Annotated in this window: 21 protein-coding genes; 13 read left to right on the top strand and 8 right to left on the bottom strand. The window is 43.2% G+C overall.

The features are described 5' to 3' along the window. The 13 genes from gspH (at nt 1) to LG381_RS08150 (ending at nt 14,366) form a co-directional block, all read left to right on the top strand. Complete coding sequence (gene gspH, locus LG381_RS08090; RefSeq protein WP_032226244.1) at nt 1-564, top strand: type II secretion system minor pseudopilin GspH; 564 nt, start codon at nt 1-3, stop codon at nt 562-564. After that, nucleotides 561-932: a type II secretion system minor pseudopilin GspI gene (gspI, locus tag LG381_RS08095; protein ID WP_000820130.1), complete on the top strand. Its 372-nt coding sequence runs from the start codon at nt 561-563 to the stop codon at nt 930-932. Before gspH ends, gspI begins: the two co-directional genes overlap by 4 nt. Further along, complete coding sequence (gspJ, locus tag LG381_RS08100) at nt 929-1,534, top strand: type II secretion system minor pseudopilin GspJ (RefSeq protein WP_225762235.1); 606 nt, start codon at nt 929-931, stop codon at nt 1,532-1,534. The genes gspI and gspJ overlap by 4 nt, the downstream gene beginning before the upstream one ends. After that, nucleotides 1,531-2,508, top strand: a complete 978-nt coding sequence (gene gspK / locus LG381_RS08105) for a type II secretion system minor pseudopilin GspK (RefSeq protein ID WP_225762236.1) — start codon at nt 1,531-1,533, stop codon at nt 2,506-2,508. The genes gspJ and gspK overlap by 4 nt, the downstream gene beginning before the upstream one ends. Beyond that, the gene (gene gspL / locus LG381_RS08110) at nt 2,505-3,683 is read left to right on the top strand and encodes a type II secretion system protein GspL (protein ID WP_225762237.1); all 1,179 of its coding nucleotides are present in this window, start codon (nt 2,505-2,507) and stop codon (nt 3,681-3,683) included. Before gspK ends, gspL begins: the two co-directional genes overlap by 4 nt. Nucleotide 3,684: 1 nt before the next feature. Beyond that, nucleotides 3,685-4,221, top strand: a complete 537-nt coding sequence (gene yghD, locus LG381_RS08115; protein ID WP_225762238.1) for a GspM family type II secretion system protein YghD — start codon at nt 3,685-3,687, stop codon at nt 4,219-4,221. Between the two features lie 1,145 nt (nt 4,222-5,366). Further along, nucleotides 5,367-6,143, top strand: coding sequence for an ABC transporter permease (locus LG381_RS08120; RefSeq protein WP_225762239.1), 777 nt, complete (start codon nt 5,367-5,369; stop codon nt 6,141-6,143). Continuing rightward, the gene (locus LG381_RS08125; RefSeq protein ID WP_225762240.1) at nt 6,140-6,802 is read left to right on the top strand and encodes an ABC transporter ATP-binding protein; all 663 of its coding nucleotides are present in this window, start codon (nt 6,140-6,142) and stop codon (nt 6,800-6,802) included. The genes LG381_RS08120 and LG381_RS08125 overlap by 4 nt, the downstream gene beginning before the upstream one ends. A 42-nt stretch (nt 6,803-6,844) precedes the next feature. Beyond that, the gene (locus LG381_RS08130) at nt 6,845-10,318 is read left to right on the top strand and encodes an HAD-IA family hydrolase (RefSeq protein WP_225762241.1); all 3,474 of its coding nucleotides are present in this window, start codon (nt 6,845-6,847) and stop codon (nt 10,316-10,318) included. 19 nt (nt 10,319-10,337) lie between these two features. After that, entirely contained in the window at nt 10,338-11,708 is a 1,371-nt protein-coding gene (locus tag LG381_RS08135) for a hypothetical protein (RefSeq protein WP_225762242.1), read from the top strand. Continuing rightward, a complete protein-coding gene (locus tag LG381_RS08140; protein ID WP_225762243.1) occupies nt 11,705-12,421 on the top strand; it encodes a glycosyltransferase family 2 protein in 717 nt (238 codons plus the stop codon). The genes LG381_RS08135 and LG381_RS08140 overlap by 4 nt, the downstream gene beginning before the upstream one ends. Nucleotides 12,422-12,423: 2 nt before the next feature. Continuing rightward, nucleotides 12,424-12,792 (top strand): capsule biosynthesis phosphatase, encoded by a 369-nt coding sequence (locus LG381_RS08145; RefSeq protein ID WP_001564070.1) that lies wholly within the window; start codon nt 12,424-12,426, stop codon nt 12,790-12,792. After that, entirely contained in the window at nt 12,789-14,366 is a 1,578-nt protein-coding gene (locus LG381_RS08150; protein WP_225762244.1) for a nucleotidyltransferase family protein, read from the top strand. Before LG381_RS08145 ends, LG381_RS08150 begins: the two co-directional genes overlap by 4 nt. 627 nt (nt 14,367-14,993) lie before the next feature. On the opposite strand, the gene LG381_RS08155 is transcribed toward LG381_RS08150, so the two are convergent. The 8 genes from LG381_RS08155 to LG381_RS08190 all read right to left on the bottom strand — a co-directional run bounded on the left by LG381_RS08155 (nt 14,994) and on the right by LG381_RS08190 (nt 24,550). After that, nucleotides 14,994-16,223, bottom strand: a complete 1,230-nt coding sequence (locus tag LG381_RS08155; RefSeq protein ID WP_225762245.1) for a capsular biosynthesis protein — start codon at nt 16,221-16,223, stop codon at nt 14,994-14,996. A gap of 34 nt (nt 16,224-16,257) precedes the next feature. Then, nucleotides 16,258-18,285, bottom strand: coding sequence for a capsular polysaccharide biosynthesis protein (locus LG381_RS08160; protein ID WP_225762246.1), 2,028 nt, complete (start codon nt 18,283-18,285; stop codon nt 16,258-16,260). Then, nucleotides 18,282-19,022 (bottom strand): 3-deoxy-manno-octulosonate cytidylyltransferase, encoded by a 741-nt coding sequence (gene kdsB / locus LG381_RS08165; RefSeq protein WP_225762247.1) that lies wholly within the window; start codon nt 19,020-19,022, stop codon nt 18,282-18,284. Before kdsB ends, LG381_RS08160 begins: the two co-directional genes overlap by 4 nt. A 9-nt stretch (nt 19,023-19,031) precedes the next feature. Then, a complete protein-coding gene (locus LG381_RS08170; protein WP_010348153.1) occupies nt 19,032-20,708 on the bottom strand; it encodes a polysaccharide biosynthesis/export family protein in 1,677 nt (558 codons plus the stop codon). Nucleotides 20,709-20,731: 23 nt separating this feature from the next. Next, nucleotides 20,732-21,880 carry a capsule biosynthesis protein gene (locus LG381_RS08175; protein ID WP_225762248.1) on the bottom strand — a complete coding sequence of 383 codons (1,149 nt, stop codon included), beginning with the start codon at nt 21,878-21,880 and terminating at the stop codon, nt 20,732-20,734. A gap of 71 nt (nt 21,881-21,951) precedes the next feature. After that, nucleotides 21,952-22,935, bottom strand: coding sequence for an SIS domain-containing protein (locus tag LG381_RS08180; RefSeq protein ID WP_001298261.1), 984 nt, complete (start codon nt 22,933-22,935; stop codon nt 21,952-21,954). Nucleotides 22,936-23,744: 809 nt separating this feature from the next. Further along, nucleotides 23,745-24,080, bottom strand: coding sequence for a lysozyme inhibitor LprI family protein (locus LG381_RS08185; protein WP_000789901.1), 336 nt, complete (start codon nt 24,078-24,080; stop codon nt 23,745-23,747). Then, nucleotides 24,077-24,550 (bottom strand): hypothetical protein, encoded by a 474-nt coding sequence (locus LG381_RS08190; protein ID WP_225762249.1) that lies wholly within the window; start codon nt 24,548-24,550, stop codon nt 24,077-24,079. Before LG381_RS08190 ends, LG381_RS08185 begins: the two co-directional genes overlap by 4 nt. Nucleotides 24,551-25,091 lie beyond the last annotated feature (541 nt).

Below are 25,091 nucleotides of genomic sequence, written 5' to 3' on the forward strand. Positions count from 1 at the left end.
GTGCCTGGACGCGGATTCACTCTTCTGGAAATCATGCTGGTGATTTTCCTTATCGGCCTTGCCAGTGCGGGCGTGGTACAGACGTTTGCGACCGATTCTGAATCGCCCGCGAAAAAAGCGGCGCAGGATTTTCTGACTCGCTTTGCGCAGTTTAAGGACAGGGCAGTGATCGAAGGGCAAACACTCGGTGTGCTAATCGACCCGCCTGGCTATCAGTTTATGCAGCGTCGTCAGGGGCAGTGGTTGCCCGTTTCTGCGACCCGGTTATCGGCACAGGTTACGGTGCCGAAACAGGTGCAGATGCTGTTACAACCCGGAAGTGATATCTGGCAGAAGGAATATGCGCTGGAGCTGCAACGTCGTCGCCTGACGCTGCACGATATTGAACTGGAGCTGCAAAAAGAGGCGAAAAAGAAGACGCCGCAGATCCGTTTTTCGCCTTTTGAACCCGCCACGCCGTTTACGCTGCGCTTTTACTCGGCGGCGCAAAACGCATGTTGGGCGGTAAAACTGGCGCACGATGGCGCGTTATCCCTCAATCAATGTGATGAGAGGATGCCATGAAGCGCGGATTTACGTTGCTGGAAGTGATGCTCGCGCTGGCGATTTTTGCGCTGGCTGCCACGGCGGTACTACAGATTGCCAGCGGTGCGCTGAGTAATCAGCAAGTTCTTGAGGAGAAAACAGTAGCGGGCTGGGTAGCTGAAAACCAGACCGCGCTGCTCTACCTGATGAGCCGTGAACAACGGGCGGTCAGGCACCAGGGCGAGAGCGATATGGCTGGAAACCGCTGGTACTGGCGCACCACACCGCTGAATACCGGTAACGCGCTGCTCCAGGCGGTGGATATTGAAGTCAGCCGTCATGAAGACTTTTCGTCGGTGATCCAGTCACGACGCGCCTGGTTTAGCGCCGTGGGAGGCCAACAGTGAGAAGGACTCGCGCTGGTTTCACATTACTGGAAATGCTGGTGGCAATCGCCATTTTTGCCTCGCTGGCACTGATGGTGCAGCAGGTGACAAACGGCGTTACGCGCGTGAATAGCGCCGTCGGCGAACACGATCAAAAACTAAACCTCATGCAGCAAACGATGAGTTTTCTGACCCACGATCTGACACAAATGATGCCGCGTCCGGTAAGAGGCGAGCAGGGGCAGCGGGAACCGGCGTTACTGGCGGGTGCAGGCGTGCTGGCATCCGAGAGTGAAGGGATACGCTTTGTGCGTGGCGGTGTGGTTAATCCGTTGATGCGCCTGCCGCGCAGTAATCTGCTTACCGTCGGTTACCGCATTCATGACGGTTATCTTGAACGATTGTCCTGGCCGCTGACCGATGCAGCAGGCAGTGTGAAGCCAACAACGCAAAAATTAATCCCGGCGGATTCGCTCCGTTTGCAGTTCTACGACGGCACGCGCTGGCAGGAGAGCTGGTCGTCAGGGCAGGCGATCCCTGTGGCGGTGCGCATGACCCTGCATTCGCCACAATGGGGCGAGATTGAACGCATCTGGTTGTTACGCGGGCCGCAATTATCATGATCACCTCACCACCAAAACGCGGAATGGCACTGGTCGTGGTGCTGATATTGCTGGCGGTCATAATGCTGGTAACCATCACGCTTTCCGGGCGGATGCAGCAACAACTTGGGCGAACGCGCAGCCAGCAGGAGTACCAGCAGGCGCTGTGGTACAGCGCCAGTGCGGAAAGCCTGGCGCTGAGCGCGCTCAGTCTGAGCCTGAAAAATGAACAACGCGTGCATCTGGCACAGCCGTGGGCTTCCGGCCCTCGTTTTTTTCCTCTGCCGCAGGGGCAAATTGCCGTCACCCTGCGTGACGCACAGGCTTGCTTTAACCTGAATGCCCTCGCTCAGCCGACGACGGCGTCGCGTCCGCTCGCGGTACAACAGTTGATTGCCCTGATTTTGCGCCTTGATGTGCCTGCTTATCGAGCCGAACTGATAGCCGAAAGCCTGTGGGAGTTTATTGACGAGGATCGCAGCGTGCAGACGCGTCTGGGGCGTGAAGACAGCGAATATCTCGCCCGCTCGGTGCCGTTCTATGCCGCTAATCAACCGTTAGCTGATATCAGCGAGATGCGCGTGGTGCAGGGAATGGACGCCGGACTTTATCAAAAACTGAAACCGCTGGTTTGTGCGCTGCCGATGACCCGCCAGCAAATCAACATCAACACCTTAGACGTCACGCAAAGCGTGATTCTTGAGGCGCTGTTTGACCCGTGGTTAAGCCCTGTAGAGGCGCAGGCGTTATTACAACAACGTCCGGCGAAGGGCTGGGAAGATGTCGAGCAGTTTCTTGCACAGCCGCTACTTGCTGACGTCGATGAGCGTACTAAAAAACAGCTAAAAACCGTCCTGAGCGTGGACAGCAATTACTTCTGGCTGCGTTCGGATATCACCGTGAATGAGATTGAACTGACGATGAACTCGTTAATTGTCCGCATGGGGCCACAACACTTTTCGGTTCTCTGGCATCAGACAGGAGAAAGTGAGTGAGTTCCATGCTTGAGATTTTTTTCCCGCTTTGCGCCACCGACCCCATCCGCTGGCAGCGCCGTACCGCCGACGTGGAGTGCGGTATCTGGCCTGACGTCGACAACGAACAGCTTCAGCAATGGCTGCAAACCGATGCGATTCGACTCTACATTCCCGGCGAATGGATCAGCGTCTGGCAGGTTGAACTGCCTGATGTCCTCCGTAAGCAGATACCCACTATTCTGCCCGCCTTACTGGAAGAAGAACTGAACCAGGATATCGACGAACTGCATTTTGCGCCGTTGAAAATCGACCAGCAACTGGCAACCGTGGCAGTGATTCACCAGCAGCATATGCGCAACATTGCGCAGTGGTTGCAGGAAAACGGCATCACCCGCGCTACCGTCGCGCCGGACTGGATGTCCATTCCTTGTGGATTTATGGCTGGCGATGCGCAACGGGTTATCTGCCGCATCGATGAATGTCGGGGATGGAGCGCCGGGCGGGCGCTGGCTCCGGTCATGTTACGCGCACAGCTCAATGAGCAGGATTTACCGCTTTCGTTGACCGTGGTCGGTATTGCGCCGGAAGAGCTATCTACATGGGCTGATGCGGACGCAGAACGCCTGACAATCACGGCACTGCCAGCCATTACCACATTCGGAGAACCAGAAGGGAACTTGCTAAGCGGTCAGTGGCAACCTCGCGTCAGCTACCGAAAACAGTGGGCGCGCTGGCGGGTGATGGTTCTGCCGATATTGCTGATTCTGGTTGCGCTGGCAGTGGAACGTGGCGTGACGTTATGGAGTGTCAGCGAGCAGGTGGCGCAAAGTCGCGCCCAGGCTGAGAAACAGTTCTTAACGTTGTTCCCGGAGCAGAAGCGGATTGTGAATTTGCGCTCTCAGGTGACGATGGCGCTGAAAAAATATCGCCCACAGGCCAACGATACCGGGCTGCTTGCCGAGTTGTCAGCGATTGCCAGCACTCTGAAAACGGCGTCACTTTCCGACATCGAGATGCGTGGCTTCACCTTTGATCAAAAACGCCAGACGTTCCACCTTCAGTTGCGGGCAGCAAACTTTGCCAGTTTCGACAAACTGCGTAGCGCACTGGCAACTGATTATGTTGTGCAACAGGACGCGTTACAGAAAGAGGGTGATGCGGTTTCCGGCGGCGTAACGTTGCGGAGGAAATAACATGTTACGCGATAAATTTATTCACTATTTTCAGCAATGGCGTGAACGCCAGTTAAGCCGTGGCGAACACTGGCTGGCACACCACCTTGCAGGGCGTTCGCCGCGCGAAAAGGGCATGTTACTGGCTGCGGCGGTGTTTCTGTTTAGCGCCGGATATTACGTCATCATCTGGCAGCCTTTGAGCGAACGGATTGAGCAACAGGAGACGATGCTGCAGCAACTGGTGGCGATGAACGCGCGACTGAAGAGCGCCGCGCCGGACATCATTGCGGCGCGAAAATCCGCCACAACAACGCCTGCGCAGGTATCGCGGGTCATCAGTGACAGTGCTTCCGCGCATTCAGTGGTCATTAAGCGGATAGCCGAGCGCGGGGAGAATATCCAGGTCTGGATAGATCCTGTGGTGTTTAATGATCTGCTGAACTGGTTAAACGCGCTGGATGAAAAGTATGCGCTGCGGGTGACACAAATTGATGTCAGCGCAGGTGAGAAGCCAGGGATGGTGAATGTGCAGCGACTGGAGTTGATAAGAGGATAAGTGTTCCAGTAAATTCCCTGTGAAATTCAGCCCGAAAGGTGAGTGTATAATCTTATTATCCACTCACCGAATTGAATATTTTTGCAATAAGAAATATCCCATTCCTCTCATCACTGAATGTTCTGCAAAACAACAGATACGAGTTCTCTCCTGAAACAGCCCAGCGTCCTATAAATATGCTTAAGTGTGGCAATACATCATGACCATTAATAGATGTAATGAATCATTGGGTGGCAATTGATAGGTCAAAACATATAGGATAATTCTTGTGTGATCTGTATTTTGTGTAGCCTGGAAATTACTAAAATTCCTGGAGACAATCAGAAAGGAAATTTTAAGTAAGTAAAATGATTTCCACAGAAACTATCCGTCGATTTGAAACAATGTCTGCTCAGGTATATCTACTGAGGGATAGTGCTGGCTGTAACGCTGGTTAAAATAAACGCGCTAAATAATCAAGACATATATTTTAATCGACAACAATAATTGCTGCCGGAATTATTCCTGCGACTTAAATAACATTGTTTAAATGTGATGAATATCACAAATATGACCGCAAAGAGGGGACTGAAGATATAAATAAGAAGTACACGAGTGAATTTTAAATAGGGAAATAGTTTCTCAGTAAACAATTAATTGGTAATAAATTCGTGCGTTCTGGTGTGAAACAGATTGCAGGTGTTGCTACGCATAAAATTTATAGGTGGTGTTATAATCCAGTAGTTAACAGTAAAAGCAAAAATAATTTCTTGCGAAATTAAAAGCTCATTTTTGAATAAGTGTGTTCCGGAGTAATCCAGAACGCATGGTGCTTTACGTCTTTTTTACCCATACAGGCTAAGCAAAAAGAGTTACGCATAATTTCCTGAGAAATTAACTCTACATTCTAAAACGGCAAGTTTTCTGAAATGACCAGAAGACCGAATACATTCATGCCTGAAGAATGGATTAGAAGAAATAAGACGGAAATAGAACAATTTATCCCTGCGGAAATAATTTCTGCTGAAATTGTTTGCGGCTATTAAAAAGGTCATACCGTCTGAGTGAATTTTATCCAGTTACAAACAAGTATTACCTCCAGTGTATTGGTAGCTGTTAAGCCAGGGGCGGTAGCATACCTGAAGAGAATAGGATCACATCACCAAATGGCAAGAAGTGGATTTGAAGTCCAGAAAGTCACCGTAGAGGCATTATTTCTAAGAGAAATACGAACACGCTTTGGTAAGTTCCGTCTGGGATATCTGTGGGCGATTCTCGAACCCTCTGCGCATTTGCTGATACTGTTGGGCATTTTTGGTTACATTATGCACCGCACGATGCCAGACATCTCGTTCCCGGTGTTTTTACTTAATGGCCTGATTCCCTTTTTTATCTTTAGCAGTATCAGCAATCGTTCTGTAGGTGCTATTGAAGCGAATCAGGGTCTGTTTAATTATCGACCAGTAAAACCCATCGATACGATCATTGCACGCGCACTGCTTGAGACACTGATTTACGTTGCTGTTTATATATTGCTTATGCTTATCGTCTGGATGGCAGGCGAATATTTCGAAATAACAAATCTTTTACAACTTGTGCTCACCTGGAGTCTGCTGATCATTCTTTCATGTGGCGTCGGCTTAATATTCATGGTCGTTGGCAAAACCTTCCCTGAAATGCAAAAGGTCCTGCCGATACTGCTTAAGCCGCTGTATTTCATCTCCTGCATCATGTTCCCTCTACACTCGATTCCAAAGCAATACTGGTCATATCTACTCTGGAACCCATTAGTGCATGTCGTAGAGTTAAGCCGTGAGGCCGTTATGCCTGGCTATATCAGCGAAGGTGTGAGTCTGAACTACCTGGCAATGTTCACATTGATAACTCTGTTCATTGGTCTGGCGTTATACCGAACTCGTGAGGAGGCAATGCTGACATCATGATTAAGATTGAGAATTTGACGAAGTCATATCGCACGCCAACGGGTCGACATTATGTGTTTAAGGATTTAAACCTCGAAATCCCTTCAGGAAAAAGTGTTGCCTTTATTGGTCGTAATGGTGCGGGTAAATCAACGTTACTGAGAATGATTGGTGGCATTGACCGCCCCGACAGTGGAAAGATCATCACTAATAAAACAATATCATGGCCAGTCGGCCTTGCAGGTGGATTTCAGGGAAGTTTAACTGGACGCGAAAACGTAAAATTTGTTGCGCGGTTATATGCGAAAAGTAATGAACTACATGAAAAGATTGCATTTGTTGAAAGTTTTTCTGAGCTTGGAAAATATTTTGATATGCCGCTGAAAACGTATTCTTCAGGCATGCGTTCACGGCTTGGTTTTGGCTTAAGTATGGCTTTTAAATTTGATTACTATCTTGTTGACGAAGTAACAGCAGTTGGAGATATGAGGTTTAAATCAAAATGTCTTAATGTGTTTAACTCAAAGAAAGAAGAGTCCTGTTTTATAATGGTATCGCATAGTTTAAATTCATTAAAAGACTATTGTGATATAGCATTCGTTTTTCACGACGCAACAAAAATAGTTCGTTTTGATAATATTGATGAAGCAATATCTGAGTATAAATCTATTAGCAATTAGTTAAGTAATATAAAGTACTGAAATTTTTAAAGAGAGTGTTACATGAAATTACTTATTTGGGTAGCTCCTTGGGCCGCACATGGTGATCTCCAGTTTTATAAGAATGCAGTGCAAAAACATTTGATACCGCAAGGGAATATTTTATCAAACGAAGGGTGGGAGGTTGATCTTTTTTTACCAGAAAGTTTAAGCCTTCTACAGTCTAATATAGATAAAAAGATAAATGTCATCGATTTCACGATTGAAGATCAACTGTTTTGCTTCGGTTGTTTAAATGATTTATCCGTTAAATTTTATGAAAATAAAGATTTAAGGCTTATCGAGAGCATTTCAGATAAAATAAAGAAATATTTAGAAAGCCATTATGATGTTATATTGCTATGGGAAACACCTGTTCCTTTCTTAGAAAAAATATATCCTGATTCACTAATTGTTCATCAGATGCCTGGAGTATTTAGTCGGCTACCTTACCCGCATACTATTACCTTTGACCCATGGGGGTTATATAACAATAGTAGTTTAACTCAGTATTCTAAAGTAATAATGTCTGGGGTCACTACATCTGATGAGAATAAAGTGGCTGAAAAATTCAAGTTTCTGGTAGAGTCTGCAATTGAAGATCTTCAGCCTTTCTCTCGACATGATTTAGACTTTGATAATAAATATAAAAAATTACTTTTAGTACCATTGCAAGTGAGTGCTCATTATGCGTTTCAAACGGATACTAGCTATAGCAATCAGATGGATTTTTTATTAGATGTAATGAAAGATGTAGATTCTGATACTGGTGTTGTTGTAACACAATATGTAACCCCTAGGGTGAGCGACACAATTATAGATAATGATACCCTTCATGCCCTACGGAAGAAATGGCCGAATATTATATATAATCCTATATTTGATAAAATCAATGGCATTTCACAATACATATTGCCACATGTTGATAATGTGGCGACATGTTCTTCTTCGATAGGGATGCAGGCTGTCGTTCTAAATCGGAATATAAAAACATACGGCAATACGTTCCTATCTCCTTATTCATATGAAAACTTAAATAAAAAATTAATGAATGATTATGAATATAGGGAAAACATTCTTTCCTACATTCTAAACAGGAATCAACCATTAGCATCTTCTATTACTAAGGATGGACAATTTCTTTCAAAGTTGCTGAAAAGATTATATGATTTAAAGCGTTCAGGAAATTTAAAACCAGGAAATTTGCCGTCATTCAATAGTATCGATAGTGAATATCACGATAAACTTTTCAATCAATTTAATACTGGTAAAGCTGCAGAACAGTTAATAGCACAAAAAATCTGTATAAGTACTAAAACTGAACTATTCAAGAAATTCAGTAGATTTGTAAATGATAAAGAAGTCGAAATAATTAGTTTTGATGTGTTTGATACTTTGGTTTATAGACCTACTGAGGTTCCTGTTGATTTATTTAAATTAATGAATAGCAAGGTTTTTAAATTAACCAACGGCATAATTGAAGATTTTTCAAAAATAAGGCAATCATCTGAAGTAGAAGCTCGTAAAGATAAAAATGGATTAGAAATTACATTAACCGATATTTATAAAAAAATACAAGATATTTATGATCTTGAAACAAATGTTATCAATTCAATAAAAGACTTAGAGATTGAAACGGAACTATCTCTCATAAGACCAAGGGAGTTTGGGAAAAAACTATGGGAGATAGCAAAAAAAACAAAAAAACCTATAATTATAATATCAGATATGTATTTGTCATCTAATGATATAAGCCTTTTGTTAGAGAGAACAGGATATAATGGATATTCAAAAATATATGTATCTAGTGAATATGGACAAAGCAAAAAAAACGGTGTCTTATTTGACTTGATATTGAATGAATTGAAAGTTTCGGCAGGTGCTGTATTACATATTGGAGATAATAAAATCGCTGATAATGAGCAACCTAAATCTAGGGGGATTCGCTCATATCGACTACTACGTGCAATTGAAAGATTAAGGATGAATGAGTATTACTCACGTATCTACCCGGCGAAACGCGGGGCAAATGAATTGTCTCGTACTGTTTTAGCTGGGTTGACAGCGGCTAAGTTATTTGATACTGAAAACCCAAATCTAGAGAAAAAAACTCATTTTCAAGGACAACCTTTTAATCTTGGTTATGCCGGGTTAGGGCCATTAATTCTTGGATATATGCTATGGTTGGGACGGAACGCAAAAAAAGATAATATATCAAAACTTTACTTCTTGGCTCGTGAAGGCTGGTTATTAAAGCAAGTATACGACATATTACATTCAACGGATGAAAATGCAGTTCCCTCATATTATTTATATGCCTCAAGGCGCGCAACCCGAGTTGCAGGTCTGAAAAATATTAGCGATATCATAGCATTAGCTGGACATCCTTATCAAAGCGGAGTTACTGTTGGAAATCTTTTATCCGCGCGATTCGGAGTTGAGGCAAACAAAATCTCTCCAGACTACTTTAAACAAGCTGGATTTACTGATGAGAATGAAACATTAAATGCTGATCCTCAAGGGCGAGCCAAATTTATACGTTTATGTAGAATTATTAGTGAAGTGATTTTAACTCACGCAAAAATGGAACGGCGTGATTATATGGATTACCTAGAAAGTACGGGATTTATTGATGAACTTAACCCTGCGGTTGTTGATATAGGTTGGAGAGCAAATATGCAGGGGGCTTTAGCATCTTTAACTAACAAAAATATATTAGGATATTATTATGCTACTTTACAAGGAACTGAACGATGGCTTGAACAAGGCTTAATATGTAGAGCTTATATGGGAGAGTCGCTATCAGCAAATCACCCAAGCGTGGTTGTTAAAAATAGAGCATTATGTGAGTATTTAATTTGTCACACAGAGCCTAGTTTAGTTAGCATTTCGCGTAAAAAAGATAAATTTATTCCCCTGTTTAGGGAAGATTTAAATATTGGTAATCGTCGAGTGTTATTAGAATCAATCCATCGAGGTACAATGCTTTTTGCGAAAGATTTTATAGAATCTTTCGGTAGCTATATTGACTCGATACGAATTGATCCTTTTTTAGCTGAGTCCGCACTAAGTTCTTTTATTGTTAACCCAACTCGCGAAGATGCCTTATTATTAAGAGGTCATCAATTTGAGGATGCTCTTGGCGGAGTAGCAAATAAATTTGTAATTACTCCAGGTAAAAAAAATCATGAGATAAACTCTGTTTGGTTAGAGGGAGCAAATATTGTTTATTTTGAACGTAAATCTGACAATAATAAAAAAACATTGAATGCAATTATCGACAAAAAAAATATAACAGCACAAAAAACGAATGAAAAAAAAGATGAAAATAACCTGCGAAATAATCAAGAAAGAATAAAGCTGAGATATAAGATTGAGAGAGTTTTGGTAAAAAATTTTCTTTCTCAAAAGAAATATAAAAAATACGTTCGAGATCGAAATCTTTTTATTGAAGATATAAAATCACCATTGGTAAGAAAAATATATGGTAAGAAATAATTATAGATAGGCATTATTTATGAAAGTTAATGTTGTAATTTGTGGTGCAATAAGAGATAGGTTTGATCTATTGATGATTTTACGAAAAATCATCAATAAGCGTGATGCTGGTATTATAGAAGAGATTATTTTATCAACTTGGATGGGGGAGGTTGATGCTTACGACGATCTTCGTGAAATTTTAACTAAAACTGGTGTTTGTGTAGTTGAAAATAAAACTATACTGCAACCTAGCATTGGTAATGTCTTGCAGCAACAGCGTTGTCTTGAGTCTGGTCTGGTTGCTATAAAAAATAAATCTATTCCTGTTCTTAAAGTACGAACTGATAAGTGTTTTCATTTGTTAGAGGCTTTTTTTAAACATATTGAGAACACAGCGTCTCTACAAAAAACAAAAAATGGAGTGTTTAAATATAAAGTAACGATACAGATGGCATCAGTATCGATACCATTTTTAATTGCGGATAAAGTTTTCTTGGGGTATTACGATGACTTGCGGATGCTTACACTACACTCTGATTTTTATGAAAGATTTTGTCTTTTTAATAAAAATATTGGTGCAGAAAACAGATGGTTTTCATTACCATTTATATTAAAATATCCTGTATTTAGAGAGTATATTGAAAATATTAACTTTCGACGAGTATCTACCATTCTGGTAAATAAAATCATAAATAACAAATCAAGTTGTATCCCGAAAGATGTAAAGTGTTTTTTTGAGATTTATTACAGTGTATTGTTTGAGAACTTTAATTTAATTGGTGATGGCGATAGTCAATATAACTCGTGGTTATATCTTGAAAAGAACGTTAACTCTGAAGAACATTTCTTAATCGAAGATCGTGGATCAAGAAAGGATTTGCATGCTCGTAACCAAGACATGTTAAAGGCATTCGCAGGTATATATTTTAATGATGAGTATTATCAATCATTAAACCTTGATTCTTTCGAACTTTTTAGTGGTGAAAGTTTGAACGAGAAAAGGATGATCAGCAAAATTACAACATATAACCCTATTGATGTTAATTTTGCATTAGAATCAACCGTTATAGCTTATTTACCAATTTCAGAGACTGCAATAAAATCTCTCAGAGAACATACAGTTCAACTTGTAAATAAAGGTGTGAGTGCGCAGGAGATATATTTTAGATGTGCGATAAAATTAATTGATGAAAATAAAGAAAAATATTTTGATGATATTATAATTCTTCTAAAAAATGCAGCCAAATCCAAGCATAAAAGTAGTCTTTATTTACTGTATTGTCTATTGAAAGATAGCGATGATATAAATTTAATGAATTATGCGAATGATTGTCTTCGTGAAGCAGCTTTACGAGGTAGCAAAGAAGCTTCAGATGTTCTTATTACTTTGACTAAGGAGTTGCAATGATTCTTATAACAATGGCAGGGAAAAGTTCCCGGTTCTACCAAGCCGGATACCGTATCCCTAAATATGCTCTGGAATATAGAGGGCAATCAATTTTTGAATGGTCAACTAAAACCTTTGAGTCAAAGTTTAGTTCAGAAAAATTTGTTTTTGTGATTCGCAACGATGATTTCTCTTTTTCATTTGTTAAAGATAAAATAAATAAATTAGAGATTAAAAATTATGATATTGTTGTAATTGATAAGGATACAAGAGGGCAAGCTGAATCTGCATATATTGCATTAAAACAATATCATGATGATTTTCCTGTAACTATATTTAATATAGACACGATTCGTTATAATTATTCAGAACCTAAGTTCTATAATGAATGTGATGGTTATTTGGAAGTTTTTGAAGGTGATGGGGAACAGTGGTCGTTCATCGAGCCATTATCTAATTTTAATGTTGGTAGAACGGCAGAAAAAGATAGGATATCGAAATACTGCAGCAATGGCTTATATTATTTTAAAAGCCAGTTAATGTTTCAATCAATATTTGAATCAATGCAAGAGAAAAATGAAATGAGTAAAGGGGAATTTTATATCGCTCCAATGTATAATTACTTAATACAAAATGGGTTAACAATTAAATATTTTTATGTATCTATTGCCGACATGGCATTTTGTGGTACTCCAGCGGAGTATGAAGAGTTAATTTCAAAAGAGAATCGATAATTATGAAGCGTATTATATTTGATCTTGATAATACAATTTCCTTTACTGATGGAGGGGATTATAGAAATGCAAAACCAAACGTAGAGCTAATTTTAAAAATGAAAGAATATAAAAAAAATGGTTTTGAAATTATCATATCCACAAGCAGGAATATGCGAACATATAATGGTAACGTAGGATTAATTACGGCTAATACTTTACCAATTATCATTGAGTGGCTAAATGAAAATGATGTTCCTTTCGATGAAATTTATGTTGGGAAACCTTGGTGTGGGTATGAAGGGTTTTATGTTGATGACAGAGCAATCAGACCCGATGAATTTATTAAATTAAGTATAAATGAGATTAAATCAACTCTAGGACTAAAATGATGATTCTTATAACATCTGGCGATTATGTTGATAATGAGTTAAAAATTGAGTTTGGATGTATTCCTCCATGTCTATTACCTATTGGGAATAAAACTCTGATTGAATATCAAGCAGAAATCTTAAGAAAATATGAAGATAAATGCAAAATTTTCGTATCATTGCCAGAAGACTATCAATTAACAGACATTGAAAAGTCGATGTTTAATGATATTGAAGTTATAATCATTCCAGTACCTGCAAATATGACATTATCAGAATCTGTATTGTACTCTTTGAATATAATATATGAATCATATAATGATAATGAAAAATTATTTATTTTACACGGTGATACTTTAATAAGCCACCTTCATTTAGAAGGTGACATTATTGCAGTGGCTCAATCAGATGCTGATTATAATTGGGAAAAAGAAAAAGTTGATAATTTCGTTTGGTGTGGTTATTTTTCATTTTCTCGACCAAAAACATTTATTAAATATTTAACATTGTCCAAAGATAGTTTCGTGCATGCTGTTAGGCAATATGATGAGAAATATCCTCTCAAACGTATTCATGTTGATGATTGGCTCGATCTTGGTCATTTAAATACGTATTTCATATCTCGTTCGCGTATAACAACTCAGCGAGCATTTAATTCGATGAGAATTAATTCTGGTATTGTATGGAAATCGGGTGAAAATTCAAAAAAAATTGAGGCTGAGGCATACTGGTTTAAAAATATACCATCCATAATGAAAATATTTACGCCACAGTTAATTGAAGATGGAATTGATTCGAAAACAAAGAAATATTATTATTCTTTGGAATATTTACCATTTAATCCGTTAAATGAAATTTTTGTGCATGGACGAAACTCAGTTATTTTCTGGAGTAAAATATTCAATATACTTAACGATTTTATGAATATTTCCACTATTCAGTTTGAACAATACTCAACAAAATCTTTAATTGAAAAAATTCATAAGGATTCTGAATTGCTTTATTATGATAAAACAATCTCTAGATTAGAAAATTACTGTAAAAAAGCAGATATATCAATATACAATCCTGTCATATATGACTCAGTAACATTACCCTCAATTAGCGAGATCGCTATTGATTGTATAAATCGAAATTCGTTACTGCCAGTCATTCCTGGTATACTGCATGGAGATCTTTGCTTTAGCAATATTTTGCTTAACTCCAGATTAGATAGAATAAAAGTTATTGATCCTCGAGGTATGAATCAACTCGGTGAGTTAACTATATTTGGCGATCAAAAATACGATCTTGCAAAACTAAGCCATTCTGTGATCGGACTTTATGATCATATTATATCCGGGCGTTATAAGTTGTCAGGTGATATTTTTAGTAGTGTGAAAATAGATTTTAGTACGAGTGAAATAGTTGACGATATTCAGAGAGAATTTATGTCAAGACGTTTCATATCCTTTATTAATACTCAAGATATCATGCCATTAACCGTTTTGCTTTTTCTTTCAATGCTTCCATTACATGCCGACAGGCCAGATAGACAAAAAGCCATGCTCGCTAATGCCTTGAGACTTTATGCTACATTTATTTATCGCAATTAAGTTAATATCTAAGTGGCTCCTCTAAATTATATTTGTCGGTGGTGTTTTCCTTTTACTTGAGTTATTTTCTGAAGGAAGGTAAAGAATAAAAGATAAAATGCGATAGCAATTATTAATGGTTATTCTTAAGCTGCTCCCCTAGGGAAGAGATAATTGCTCCTGTAAAGTTATAATCAGAATAATGTCCATATCGGAATATTTCTGTTTGTTTACTACAAGAAAAAGGAGACAAATCGACATATTTGATCGCTAGGCTACTTTGTCGATACGGCATGTATGAACAAAGAAACTATCAGTCGATATATAAGGTATCAGGAAAAGATGGAGCAAACATACGAACAGCAAATACAATTTCCAGAATAGAAAGCTGTATATTACAGCCGTCCCCCTTATAGGGGACGCTCTGAAAAGCCACCTCCTCAGGATGTGGTCTTTTATTATATAGGTGAATATATTGAGATAGTTAGCAGTTAAATTATATTTGTGTTTTTTTCATTGTGGTGGCAATGTTGGTTGGGTAAAGATATTTTTTTTTGCATAAATAACATTGCAAATGGAATAATGAATTTTAAAACCAATTAGATGATTTTATATGATTTTGATAGTAAGTGTAAATTGAAAGGTATATTATAGTTGATTGGCTTCGGTTGTGATACTATCGACAGGGTTATCATTTTTTTTAAAGCCCCCATAATAAACCCCATTAACCTGCGTCTTCACCAATAAATACCCACGAAACTTCTTAAACAGTTTCATATCCGGTTTAAAATCGGCCTGCCAGAACTGGTGCAAATGCCCTTGATACGTCAAGCCTTTGATGTCATACAGGGCATTGCCCATCACTTTAAGTGGTTTGTTATGAATCAGCGCAGAGATCCCCGCCGTACTGTTAATCGTCACCACCGCTTTTGCGTGGCGTAATAATTCCGGCATCGGGAGATCGTGCACATAAATGACGCGCTCACCTAAGCCATATTCCTTACTCAACCGTTTAATTAATGGTCGATAGAGTCTGTGACCACGATCCATCGGATGATGTTTGATCACCAAATAACTTTCTTTCGGCGCTTTACGCGAAAATGAGTACATGACTTCATTAATATAGTCACGCACATCGTTATAATTGCTGTGGTTACGAATCTGGCTATCGTTATATACCTGCAAAACGGCAAGATAATAACGCTGATCCAGCTCGTTCATTAACCTCGGTAATACCTTACGCTGTGTTACCTTGTAAAGTTGCTTGCGCCAGTATGCACGAACCCAGCAACGTGCTTCATACCAGGGGGAAAATGATTTGTGGTGGCGATAGCGAGGAAACTCATGACGGTAATGCCAGCCCATCAGGTAATACCACATCGCATGACCAATACGTTTCATCGTTGAAGGTTTTAAGTTCTCAACATGCGGCGCAGGCATATCTGGTAACTTACGATAAAAATCCGGATCGCGCGGTAGCGATGAATATGCGTTCACTCCGCCTTCTTCAACGGTAATAAATTGTGGGCGTAAATATCCTTCTTCAAATGCCAGGAAGCGGATACCTTTCGACTTTGCCCAGCGTTTTGCTTCTTTATGCAATGGGCGGCAGTCGCCAAAGCAGAGGATAGTGTCAAAGTCATATTGCCGGTGGAGATCTCGCAACCATCCGGGAAACTCTTTCGGTGTCTGGTAGTAAGCCAGATAATGTCGATGGCGGCAGTAAAAACGATCCCCGCCGTTGAATACAACATTCACAGCGTTACGGCCTAATGACTCTAGCCACTCGGCAACATCACTGAAAAAGGGTCCCATTGGCCCCTGCAATAGCAGATATTTTTTACCGGATAATAAAACGGTTAGTGCATTACCTTGCATAAATAATTTGCGTAATAGTCAATAATGTAATTGTTTAGCCAAATCTGACTTTGCAGAACATAATTAATTTGCGGTAATAGCGTATTACTCGCCCCGCTTTTTTTCTGGTAATAAACATCGGCTTGCGCGGCGTCTGGATCAAATATTCCGCCGCCTCTTCAACCGTAATAGGTTGTAGCCGTGTTGGGTGGATATAGGTTGGATAAACAATCAGCGCCTGATATAGCAGATCCGCTAACGTTAATTTTCGCTCGCGACGCGGGCAGCGATGTTCATCGACGGTTAAACCCCAACCGGCATAGAAGGGCAGGCCGTAACAATGTACGTGCTTGCCATGTAATAACGCTTCAAACCCCGACAGCGACGTCATGGTATGCACTTCATCTGCGCGCTGAATGCATTGAATAATATCTGCGTCCAGTGCCTGATAATCAGCTAGTTCAGCAGTCAGTTCTGCCGAAATATCGCCCTTGCGATTCCCCACCAGTACATCCGGGTGCGGTTTATAAATAATGTAGGCGTGCGGATTACGCTCGCGTACTGTGCGTAATAACTCAAGGTTGCTCTTAATCGAGACGGTGCCTGTTTTAATAGATGCATCGTCCTCTACCTGACCCGGCACCAGGATAACTTTTTTACCTTTGGCTTCGGCTGGTAGAGAGAAATCGGCTCCCAGGTTGTACTTGCTCAGTTTGCTCTCAACCAGTCGCAGGCGTAATTTTTCCGCTCGCATCTTCTGCGCCAGCGTTAGCTGGCTATCATTCAGCAGCACTTCCAGATCGCTGGGGCGTGTGGCGTCATAGTAAATACCGCGTTTATCCAGCACCAGCGATAGCGGCGGCAGCAGGTCAGAGCCAAGTCCGGATGAACGCAGAAAACCATCTTCCATTCGCCATAATGGCAGTGAGTTTCGCTGCGCTTCGGCTCGCCATTGCTGCTCCCCCTTTACACCCCATACCACGCAGGCGCTCGCCGCAGTACAGCGACGTGAAAAACTCAGCCGGTTTGTTGGCGTTCGTAAGAAGGGTTTCAGGATCGCCGACTTCCACAGCGTTAAGCCTGGCGCCCATAAATAGCCATTACGCTGTTGCAGATGTCGACGTTGTAATTGCAGCCATTGCAGCACGGTAAACAGATCGCTTACTGCTCCCGTTTGCGGATCGATATAGCGACAGTAACGCAGGTATGCAGCGGCAAAAAGTTCTTCCAGCGTGGCAGAACCGCGTCGGGCAGATAACAACGCCGACTGCGGATGACGATCGTCCGTTAAGCCCCAGCCTGCATACCAGGGCTGACCGAAGCATGTCACCGGTTTTCCTGCCAGCAAGGCTTCAAAGCCGTACTGGGAGGTCACGACGTAAACCCTGGAAACGTGTCGCAACAGCGATTGCGGACTGACATTCTCCGCAATCAAACGTACTCGTTGCGTGGCGCGCAGATCGGCGAAATAACCTGTTTTCTTTCCTTCCAGTACATCTGGGTGCACCTTCACCCAAATTGCCGCTTGAGGATTTTCCGCCATCGCGGCCTCCAGCATGGCGGCAAACTCATTCTGACCCGCATTACCATACGTCACTGACATATCATTAAATGTCTGATCGACAACCAGAACGATGTCTGAATGTTCTGATTCATCAGCCACAAACGCAGGCGCCAGATTATATTTCGATAAATCTTCGGTCACGATGGTGTGCATTGCTTCTCTGGCCTGATCTGCCAATGCCGCATTTCCGGCTTTATCCTTTACCAGTTTCTCCAGTGCTGAAGGCTTGCTGGCATCGTAGTAAATGCCACAATCATCCACCACCAGAGAAAGCGGCGGCGCGCCATTGACGCCAAGATCCAGCGAGCGCACAAATCCATCTTCCAGACGGATGACCGGTTTTCCCGCTGCTTTGGCGATGGCGACTGGTTTCGCCGCGCTGGGGCGATGTCCCCACACGGCGATAGCATCAACTTCTTGCGGAACAGGGCGCAGCAGAGAAAGTTTCTGGCACGGTTGCGCCAGAAATTTCTCCAGATTTGGAATACGCCAGATGCCGGACGAGAAAATGCCAATCATGCGTTTTCAGCCAGTTCCTGTGCCATCAGGGCGCGCACTTTTTCAAGACATGCAGGGGTGTCAACGCCCGGACCGGTTGCGGCAACCTCAAACGTGCGAATGTTGATTCCCGCGTTCATTAACCGTAGCTGCTCCAGTGATTCCGCCTGCTCCGGCATGGACTCCGGTAGCTGGCTGTAGTTTTGCAGCACATCGCGACGATAAGCGTAAATACCGACGTGTTTCAGATAGCGTGCTTTTTCAGCATTACGCGGATACGGAATCGGCGAACGGCTGAAATAAAGTGCATCGTGGCGGGTATTCACAACCACTTTTACTGTGCTGGGTTCAGTCGCCTCTTCGGCAGATATCGCGTGGCATAGCGTTGCCACCGGCAACGCGGGATCGTCACGCATTCCTTGCAGCAGCGTTTCTACATCCTGCGGGCGAATCATAGGTTCGTCGCCCTGCAGGTTAATGTAGATATCTGCATCGACTTTATGCATCACTTCGACCAGCCGATCGGTGCCGGATTCATGATCGGTACGCGTCATAATGGCTTTCCCGCCAAACGCCTGTACGGCCTGTTCAACACGCGGGTCGTCAGTTGCCACCCAAACTTCTGCGACGCCCGCCACCTGCAACGCACGCTCGTAAACATGCTGGATCATCGGTTTGCCAACAATATCAAGTAGCGGCTTACCCGGCAGGCGCGATGAGCCATAACGAGCCGGAATGACAATAACTGCTTTGCTCATTTCAACTCCTTACAACGACAGAATTACTTTTGCACCCACCGCCAGCTGATAGAGGATGGTGGAAATACCACGGGTAACTTCAATGTTTTTCGATTCATACTTCGGCAGAACCATAATCTCATCGCCCGGCTTGAGTGAATCCACATCTTCCGCGTTGACGGCAGCACCGTTCTGACGAATGACGATAATTCTGGCGTTACCCGATTTCTGCGTCAGGCCACCACATTTCTCGATGTAATCCTCGGTGGTCATCCCCTTCTGCCAGCTCACCGCGTTCGGGAACAGCACCTCGCCATGAACCATAACCAGCGATGTTTTCTCCGGAATATTGATGACGTCGCCATCTTCCAGCAGAACAGAATCAATATTGGATTCGTTGAGGATCACTTCACCTTTCGGAACCACGGTGCGCGCTTTCGCCACGAAGCGGCTGATCAGTTGCGCTTCCTGCATTCGCAGGCTGGCTTCTTCTTTGGTGGAGGACTGGGCAGAAAGTGACGCTTCCTCCAGCTTTTGCAGCGAGAGATTCAGCATCTCTTTCTGACGCTGAGCCACTGATGGGCGATAAAGCTGAACCGCGTTCATCTGCGACATGCTGTTCGGGCGGACTTTTTCCAGAACCGCACGCATGGTTGAACCATAAGGCAGCACCATGGCGTGTTCACCGGAGTGCGCGCCTTCAACCCGCACCTGAATGGTGCCGGCATAGCGGTCAGTGCTCACAATTAAGGTATCGCCGTTCTGCAACATACGGCCTGGCGCAGAACTGATCGGATAGTATTCGCTACGTTTTTGCAGCCCCTGTTTACGCATAATCGTAATGTGAGTCGCACCAGGTTTAGGGCGCGCCCAGCTCAATGCTTCCGTTACGGGAATGCTGCTTTCGCGGAACTCAAAGTCGTAGCTGTTAAAGACATCGCCCTGAACGCTGAACGTATGTTGACGAGGCCCAACGATGATAGTGTCACCATCGGCGAACTGTGAAAGCCCCAGCTTACCGTTCAGCAGGAAGTCATACAGGTTGACGTTGGAGCGCACGCGGTTGCCACGCTTGACCACAATATCAACGTAGCTCCCACGCTCTGGATCAACGCCGCCAGCCTTGATCAGATAATTCAGTAAAGAATCGGAGGTCACGCCGCCGTACAGACCGGGATTACGTACAAAGCCGGTCACGTACACTTTTACTGGCTGCGCCTGTAATAAGGAGGCGTAGACGTTGACGTTGGACTGGTACACTTCCTTTACTTTTGATGTAACCAGAGTGTTCAACTGGCTATTGCTAACCCCGGCAACTTTCACTGGACCAACGTTCGGCAGGAAAATATTGCCTTTGGGATCAATCTGTAAGGCACCATCAAAGGTGAACGCACCCCATAAACGAACCTGAATGCTATCGCCCGGATTCAGAATATAGTCAGGGTTGAATCCCACTGTCGCACCGCTATCCGCGCTGGTGCCGTTGAAAAGTTGAGCACCAAACATACGGCTCATTACCACCGGCGGCGCGGGCGGTGGGGTGTTGTCGAAGCCGCTCATGTTTTGCGTATCCGACTTCTGTCCGCTCAGAATACCGGGGAGTGGCGCTGCTCCTGTCAGGTTTGGGTCAGCGTTAATATCAATGGCCGCGCTGGCCTGCGCCGCGTGACAGGCGGCAATCAGTAAAATTGATTTAAATAATTTCATCACAAACTCATTCAGCGACAGCGTTAATCTCGGTGATCTTCAATAACAGCCAGCAACAGTTTCAGGGTGCCGAACAGCAGGCAGCACACCAGTAACCAACAGGCGATCAAATAAGGGATGTTTGGAAAAGACGATTCCTGCGGCAACTGTGGCGAACTGATAACCGACAGCACCTTGAGCTTACGAGCCGCTTCTACACGGGTCTTTTCAATGGAGGTCAGGGTCAGTTTGTACAGCTCGCTGTTGAACTCTACTTTTGATTTGATTTCTTCAAAATCCACTGCCATGCGGTTTAATTTGTCACCTTGTGGCGCCGTGATTTTGCTTTTTTCTTCATCGATTTGTGCCTGCAATGACTGAATCGCATTACGCGCACTTACCACTTGTGGTGCATCTTCACGCAGATATGTCAGCAAGTTACGCAGGTCTGCTTCCATCTGGATCTTCTGACCCATCAGCGTATTGACTAATGTGCTCGCCGCCTCCGCCTGGGCTTGTGGATCCAGGACGTTGTTGCTGTCCTGATAAGAGAGCAGTTCCGCCTTGCTGGCATCCAGACGCTGGCGCGCTTTTTCCATCTCGCTTTCTGCAAAGGCAAGCTGATCGCGCGCAATGCGATGCGACATCTCATTGATAAAGCGTTCTGACTCTTTCAACACGGTCTGGTTAAATTTAAGCGCAAACTCCGGGCTAAAGCCCTGCGTCTGAATATTCAGCAATCCGGTCTTATCGTCATACGAAACGTTGATACGATCCTTGTAGTACTTGAGGAAGCCTTCTGCGGTTTCATCCTTGCTAAGATGATTAAGAAAATCGAGCCCGCTGTGGCTAAACGCTTCACGAAAATTCAGTTGCTTATCCAGCGCCGCCAGCATATCCGGCGAGTTGATGTACTCTTTCAGATACAGCGCATCTTCTGCGGAACTGGGGTTAGAGGCGCCCAGAAGCAGACCAAAATTCAGGCTGCCGCTGTTTAAATCATCTGAGCGTTTAATGGCGACTTTCGACTCGCTCATATAGCGAGGCTGGCTGAAGATGGCCAGATAGATCAGCAGCACCGCCATCGGTGCCAGAATGATGATTTTCGCCAGGTGTTTTTGGATATCTGCCAGTGAGATGGCAGACAGACGAACACGCATCCAGGATACGGCAGACTTCACTTTTATCAACATGTAACGATTATCAAAGTTTCGGTGGGGTGCAAACTCAATGAGAGACTAAACTCTCGCACCCCGTTGCTTAATTAGTCGAAAATGCGCACAAGGCCAGTGACTTTATTTGCCTTGTTGGTCACCAATAACGTTGAGACGCGGTGCTTTTGCATTTTTTCTTCCGCTTCAATGATCATGGTGTCTTCCGGTAGCGTCAGCGGTTCACGCGTCATCATCTGAGCCGCCGTGGCGGATGTCAGAGAATCCTCTTTTTCCATAAAGCGACGCAGGTCACCGTCGGTGATAATGCCCGCCAGCCCGCCTTCTGCGTCTTCTACCATCACCATTCCCTGGCATCCGCTGGTGATACGTTGAATCACGGTTTTAAATGACGCATCCAGCTGCACCGCAGGAACATCATGCTGCATGACATCCGCAACGCGGGTCAGCAGGCGGCGGCCTAATGAGCCACCCGGGTGATAACGTGCAAAATCATTTGGCATAAATTTGCGCTGATGGATCATGGCAATAGCCAGCGCATCGCCGATCGCCATGGTCAGCGTGGTGGACGTTGTTGGTGCAAGATTATTCGGGCAGGTTTCATTCGCCATATGGAGTTCCAGCACGGCATCAGCATTTTTCGCCAGCGTGGAATTTCCATTATTGGTAATGGCGATAATTCGGTTGCCGAAATTTTTCAGTGAAGGAACTAGCTTGAGGATTTCATCCGTTTCACCGCTGGCGGAAATAAGGATCAGGAGATCGTAGGGCGTAATCATCCCCAGATCGCCATGGAACGCTTCTGCCGGATGAATAAAGAAACTCGGTGTACCGGTAGAGGCCAGCGTCGCTGACATTTTACGACCGACATGCCCCGATTTACCCATTCCCGAAAGAATAACGTGTCCTTTACAGTTCATTATCAAATTAAGGACACGCTGGTACTGCCCGGAATCAAGTTGTTTAGACAAGTTTTGTAATGCTGCGCCTTGTTCTGCCAGAGTCTGGCGAACAGAGGTAATTAAATATGGATCGATAGTACTGCTCTGGTCATCAGGTAAATGTCTTTCAGACATATCAGCTCCTTTGCACGGAAATAATGCCACAGTCACAATAAACCCGAACCCACAATAAATTATTGATATTAAATCAATGGGTTATAACGAAATATTTTTATGAATATAAAATCATGGTCAGCCCATGCGCTTATGCAGGGCTTATCACCTTCTTATTAAGTCGCAATGTCTCATGGGAGTGCGAAGATGCTGCAATATTACAGGCGAGAAGGGGGAACCAAATTTTGCCCACCTATTTAACACACCCCTACATTATGAACAAGGAATTTAGGATTTTTATCATTTATTAAAACGTTTCGTGCTTAACTATTGAGTTAAAAAACAATTTAGCAATTGATTGTTTCATTGTAAAAAAAAGAACGTATGACACTGTTATCAATAAATAAAACACGTCAGTAATGGTGATGATGTTTTGCGATTAACTATTTAAGTCATACATAATAAACAGATTGACAATTTCCTTGTAAAGCAGAAGAAAATAATAAAATTTTGGCGGTGAATATTAAACGATATGATAGTTGAGAGATTGATTATTTCTGGTGATTGATGCGGAATTAAACCAGGCAGGATTGAATTTTGGCCACATCTATTTTTCAGGAGATTATTATTAAATAAAAAATAACGATAGTGATTATCATTGGTTGAGCTGGAGCCACATATGCCAGCGAGTACGTCCGTCCAGGGCCTTCTTTCACTTCAGAGAAAGAGCCGATGGAAGAACAATCATCAGGCTCTTTTTGCGTTACACGCGCCGGTAAGGAGGTGCCTTGTATGAAGGCGTCTCCGACAACCACCAGTTCACTCCAGACTCAGAGTGGTTTATTAATCGCGTCATAAAGATGGTTCAACGTTTTCAGGCGCTGCTTGTATGCTTTCGTCAGGCAGGTTGTATCGCCACCACACTGGCGACGTTCAGCCAGCCACAGTACCTGTGAGTCATGCAGTTCCCCGGCGGCTCCCATCGCGTAAAGCCCATGAAGAAACTGATACTTAACACTCATCTCCACATCCAAATCGTTCAGGCTATGTGATGAGCAAATTGCTTTTTCATCCGCACTGCGGGACTGGCGGCAGTCAAAACTGGCTGCCGTGGCGGAGAAAGCAGGGAGAGTGATGATGAGAAACGCGGTAAGAATATTTTTCACTGGCCGATCTCCCCGAAGCGAATAACGGGCCCCGGAGCCATGGTCAGGGTTTTATTTCTCAACAACCTGAAAGCCATCGCCTCTCCGGTTTTCACTGACAGTTCACAGGCGAAGTGAAAGGTCGTCCAGTTAATCCCCCTACGGTACTGACCATTACCTGTCAGCAGTGCAGGTGAGATCAGACGCTGCATATTATGTTTTCCCTGATCGAAAATAACCTTATCTACGTCGGTATACCGCTTCTGTAGTTCTTTCAGTGCGAGTGGTCGGCAAATAAATTCGGCCACACGTTGAGCTTCTGTCCAGTTGGTATAGACAAAATTACGGTCATCTTTCCCTTTTACCTCGTGATTAATGACGTTATTCAGGTGTTCTACCTGGGCAGGGTTCAATGTGACGTTCGCTGCAAATGCAAATCCGGTATACATACAGGATATTGCGGTAATTATAACCAAACGTTTAAAACTCATAAATACTCCGTTACGCATAAGTTTCTACATTTACTGTGCAATGACAATGTAAGATCCAGGAATAATTAACATGCTGCGCTGAATCAATTTTTTATGGTTAATCAGGTCGTTCGGGTGTAGGCCTGAATATGCTGTAATGCAAATTTCCGCTTGCCTAAAATAAAATCTCCTCGCCGATATTGAGACCTGTGGATACGGGGATGACCTGATTGCCGGACAAGAATTTAATGTCATTACACGGCGAATACTTATGAATTACTTAGGCAACATGGGCATAACTATCAGATAACAGTATCTGTGGCATAGGCGCGGGTAAGTCAGTATTTTGCACTATGTATAGCCTGTCTATTAACAGATGTTGTGGTAAATAAAAAACAAAAAAACATAATAAAAATATAATTAGGAATATTTATAAAGACGTTTTTAATCAATTGATATGGCTGCGATTATTTTTATTGTCAGGCAATTTTCCCATTATTTTTTATTCTCAATATGTTGATCTGTATTGCTTTTTTGATTTCCACATTGCCTTAGTATCGAG

Origin of the sequence: Escherichia sp. Marseille-Q3837, assembly GCF_916618735.1 — a bacterium.
GTDB classification, from domain to species: Bacteria; Pseudomonadota; Gammaproteobacteria; order Enterobacterales; family Enterobacteriaceae; genus Escherichia; species Escherichia ruysiae.

Bases quoted from the DNA above. Each gene is read 5' to 3' on its own strand.
- gspI (WP_000820130.1), top strand. From the start codon at position 561: ATGAAGCGCGGATTTACGTTGCTGGAAGTGATGCTCGCGCTGGCGATT.
- gspK (WP_225762236.1), top strand. From the start codon at position 1,531: ATGATCACCTCACCACCAAAACGCGGAATGGCACTGGTCGTGGTGCTG.
- yghD (WP_225762238.1), top strand. From the start codon at position 3,685: ATGTTACGCGATAAATTTATTCACTATTTTCAGCAATGGCGTGAACGC.
- LG381_RS08120 (WP_225762239.1), top strand. From the start codon at position 5,367: ATGGCAAGAAGTGGATTTGAAGTCCAGAAAGTCACCGTAGAGGCATTA.
- LG381_RS08125 (WP_225762240.1), top strand. From the start codon at position 6,140: ATGATTAAGATTGAGAATTTGACGAAGTCATATCGCACGCCAACGGGT.
- LG381_RS08130 (WP_225762241.1), top strand. From the start codon at position 6,845: ATGAAATTACTTATTTGGGTAGCTCCTTGGGCCGCACATGGTGATCTC.
- LG381_RS08135 (WP_225762242.1), top strand. From the start codon at position 10,338: ATGAAAGTTAATGTTGTAATTTGTGGTGCAATAAGAGATAGGTTTGAT.
- LG381_RS08140 (WP_225762243.1), top strand. From the start codon at position 11,705: ATGATTCTTATAACAATGGCAGGGAAAAGTTCCCGGTTCTACCAAGCC.
- LG381_RS08145 (WP_001564070.1), top strand. From the start codon at position 12,424: ATGAAGCGTATTATATTTGATCTTGATAATACAATTTCCTTTACTGAT.
- LG381_RS08150 (WP_225762244.1), top strand. From the start codon at position 12,789: ATGATGATTCTTATAACATCTGGCGATTATGTTGATAATGAGTTAAAA.
- LG381_RS08155 (WP_225762245.1), bottom strand. From the start codon at position 16,223: ATGCAAGGTAATGCACTAACCGTTTTATTATCCGGTAAAAAATATCTG.
- LG381_RS08160 (WP_225762246.1), bottom strand. From the start codon at position 18,285: ATGATTGGCATTTTCTCGTCCGGCATCTGGCGTATTCCAAATCTGGAG.
- kdsB (WP_225762247.1), bottom strand. From the start codon at position 19,022: ATGAGCAAAGCAGTTATTGTCATTCCGGCTCGTTATGGCTCATCGCGC.
- LG381_RS08170 (WP_010348153.1), bottom strand. From the start codon at position 20,708: ATGAAATTATTTAAATCAATTTTACTGATTGCCGCCTGTCACGCGGCG.
- LG381_RS08175 (WP_225762248.1), bottom strand. From the start codon at position 21,880: ATGTTGATAAAAGTGAAGTCTGCCGTATCCTGGATGCGTGTTCGTCTG.
- LG381_RS08180 (WP_001298261.1), bottom strand. From the start codon at position 22,935: ATGTCTGAAAGACATTTACCTGATGACCAGAGCAGTACTATCGATCCA.
- LG381_RS08190 (WP_225762249.1), bottom strand. From the start codon at position 24,550: ATGAGTTTTAAACGTTTGGTTATAATTACCGCAATATCCTGTATGTAT.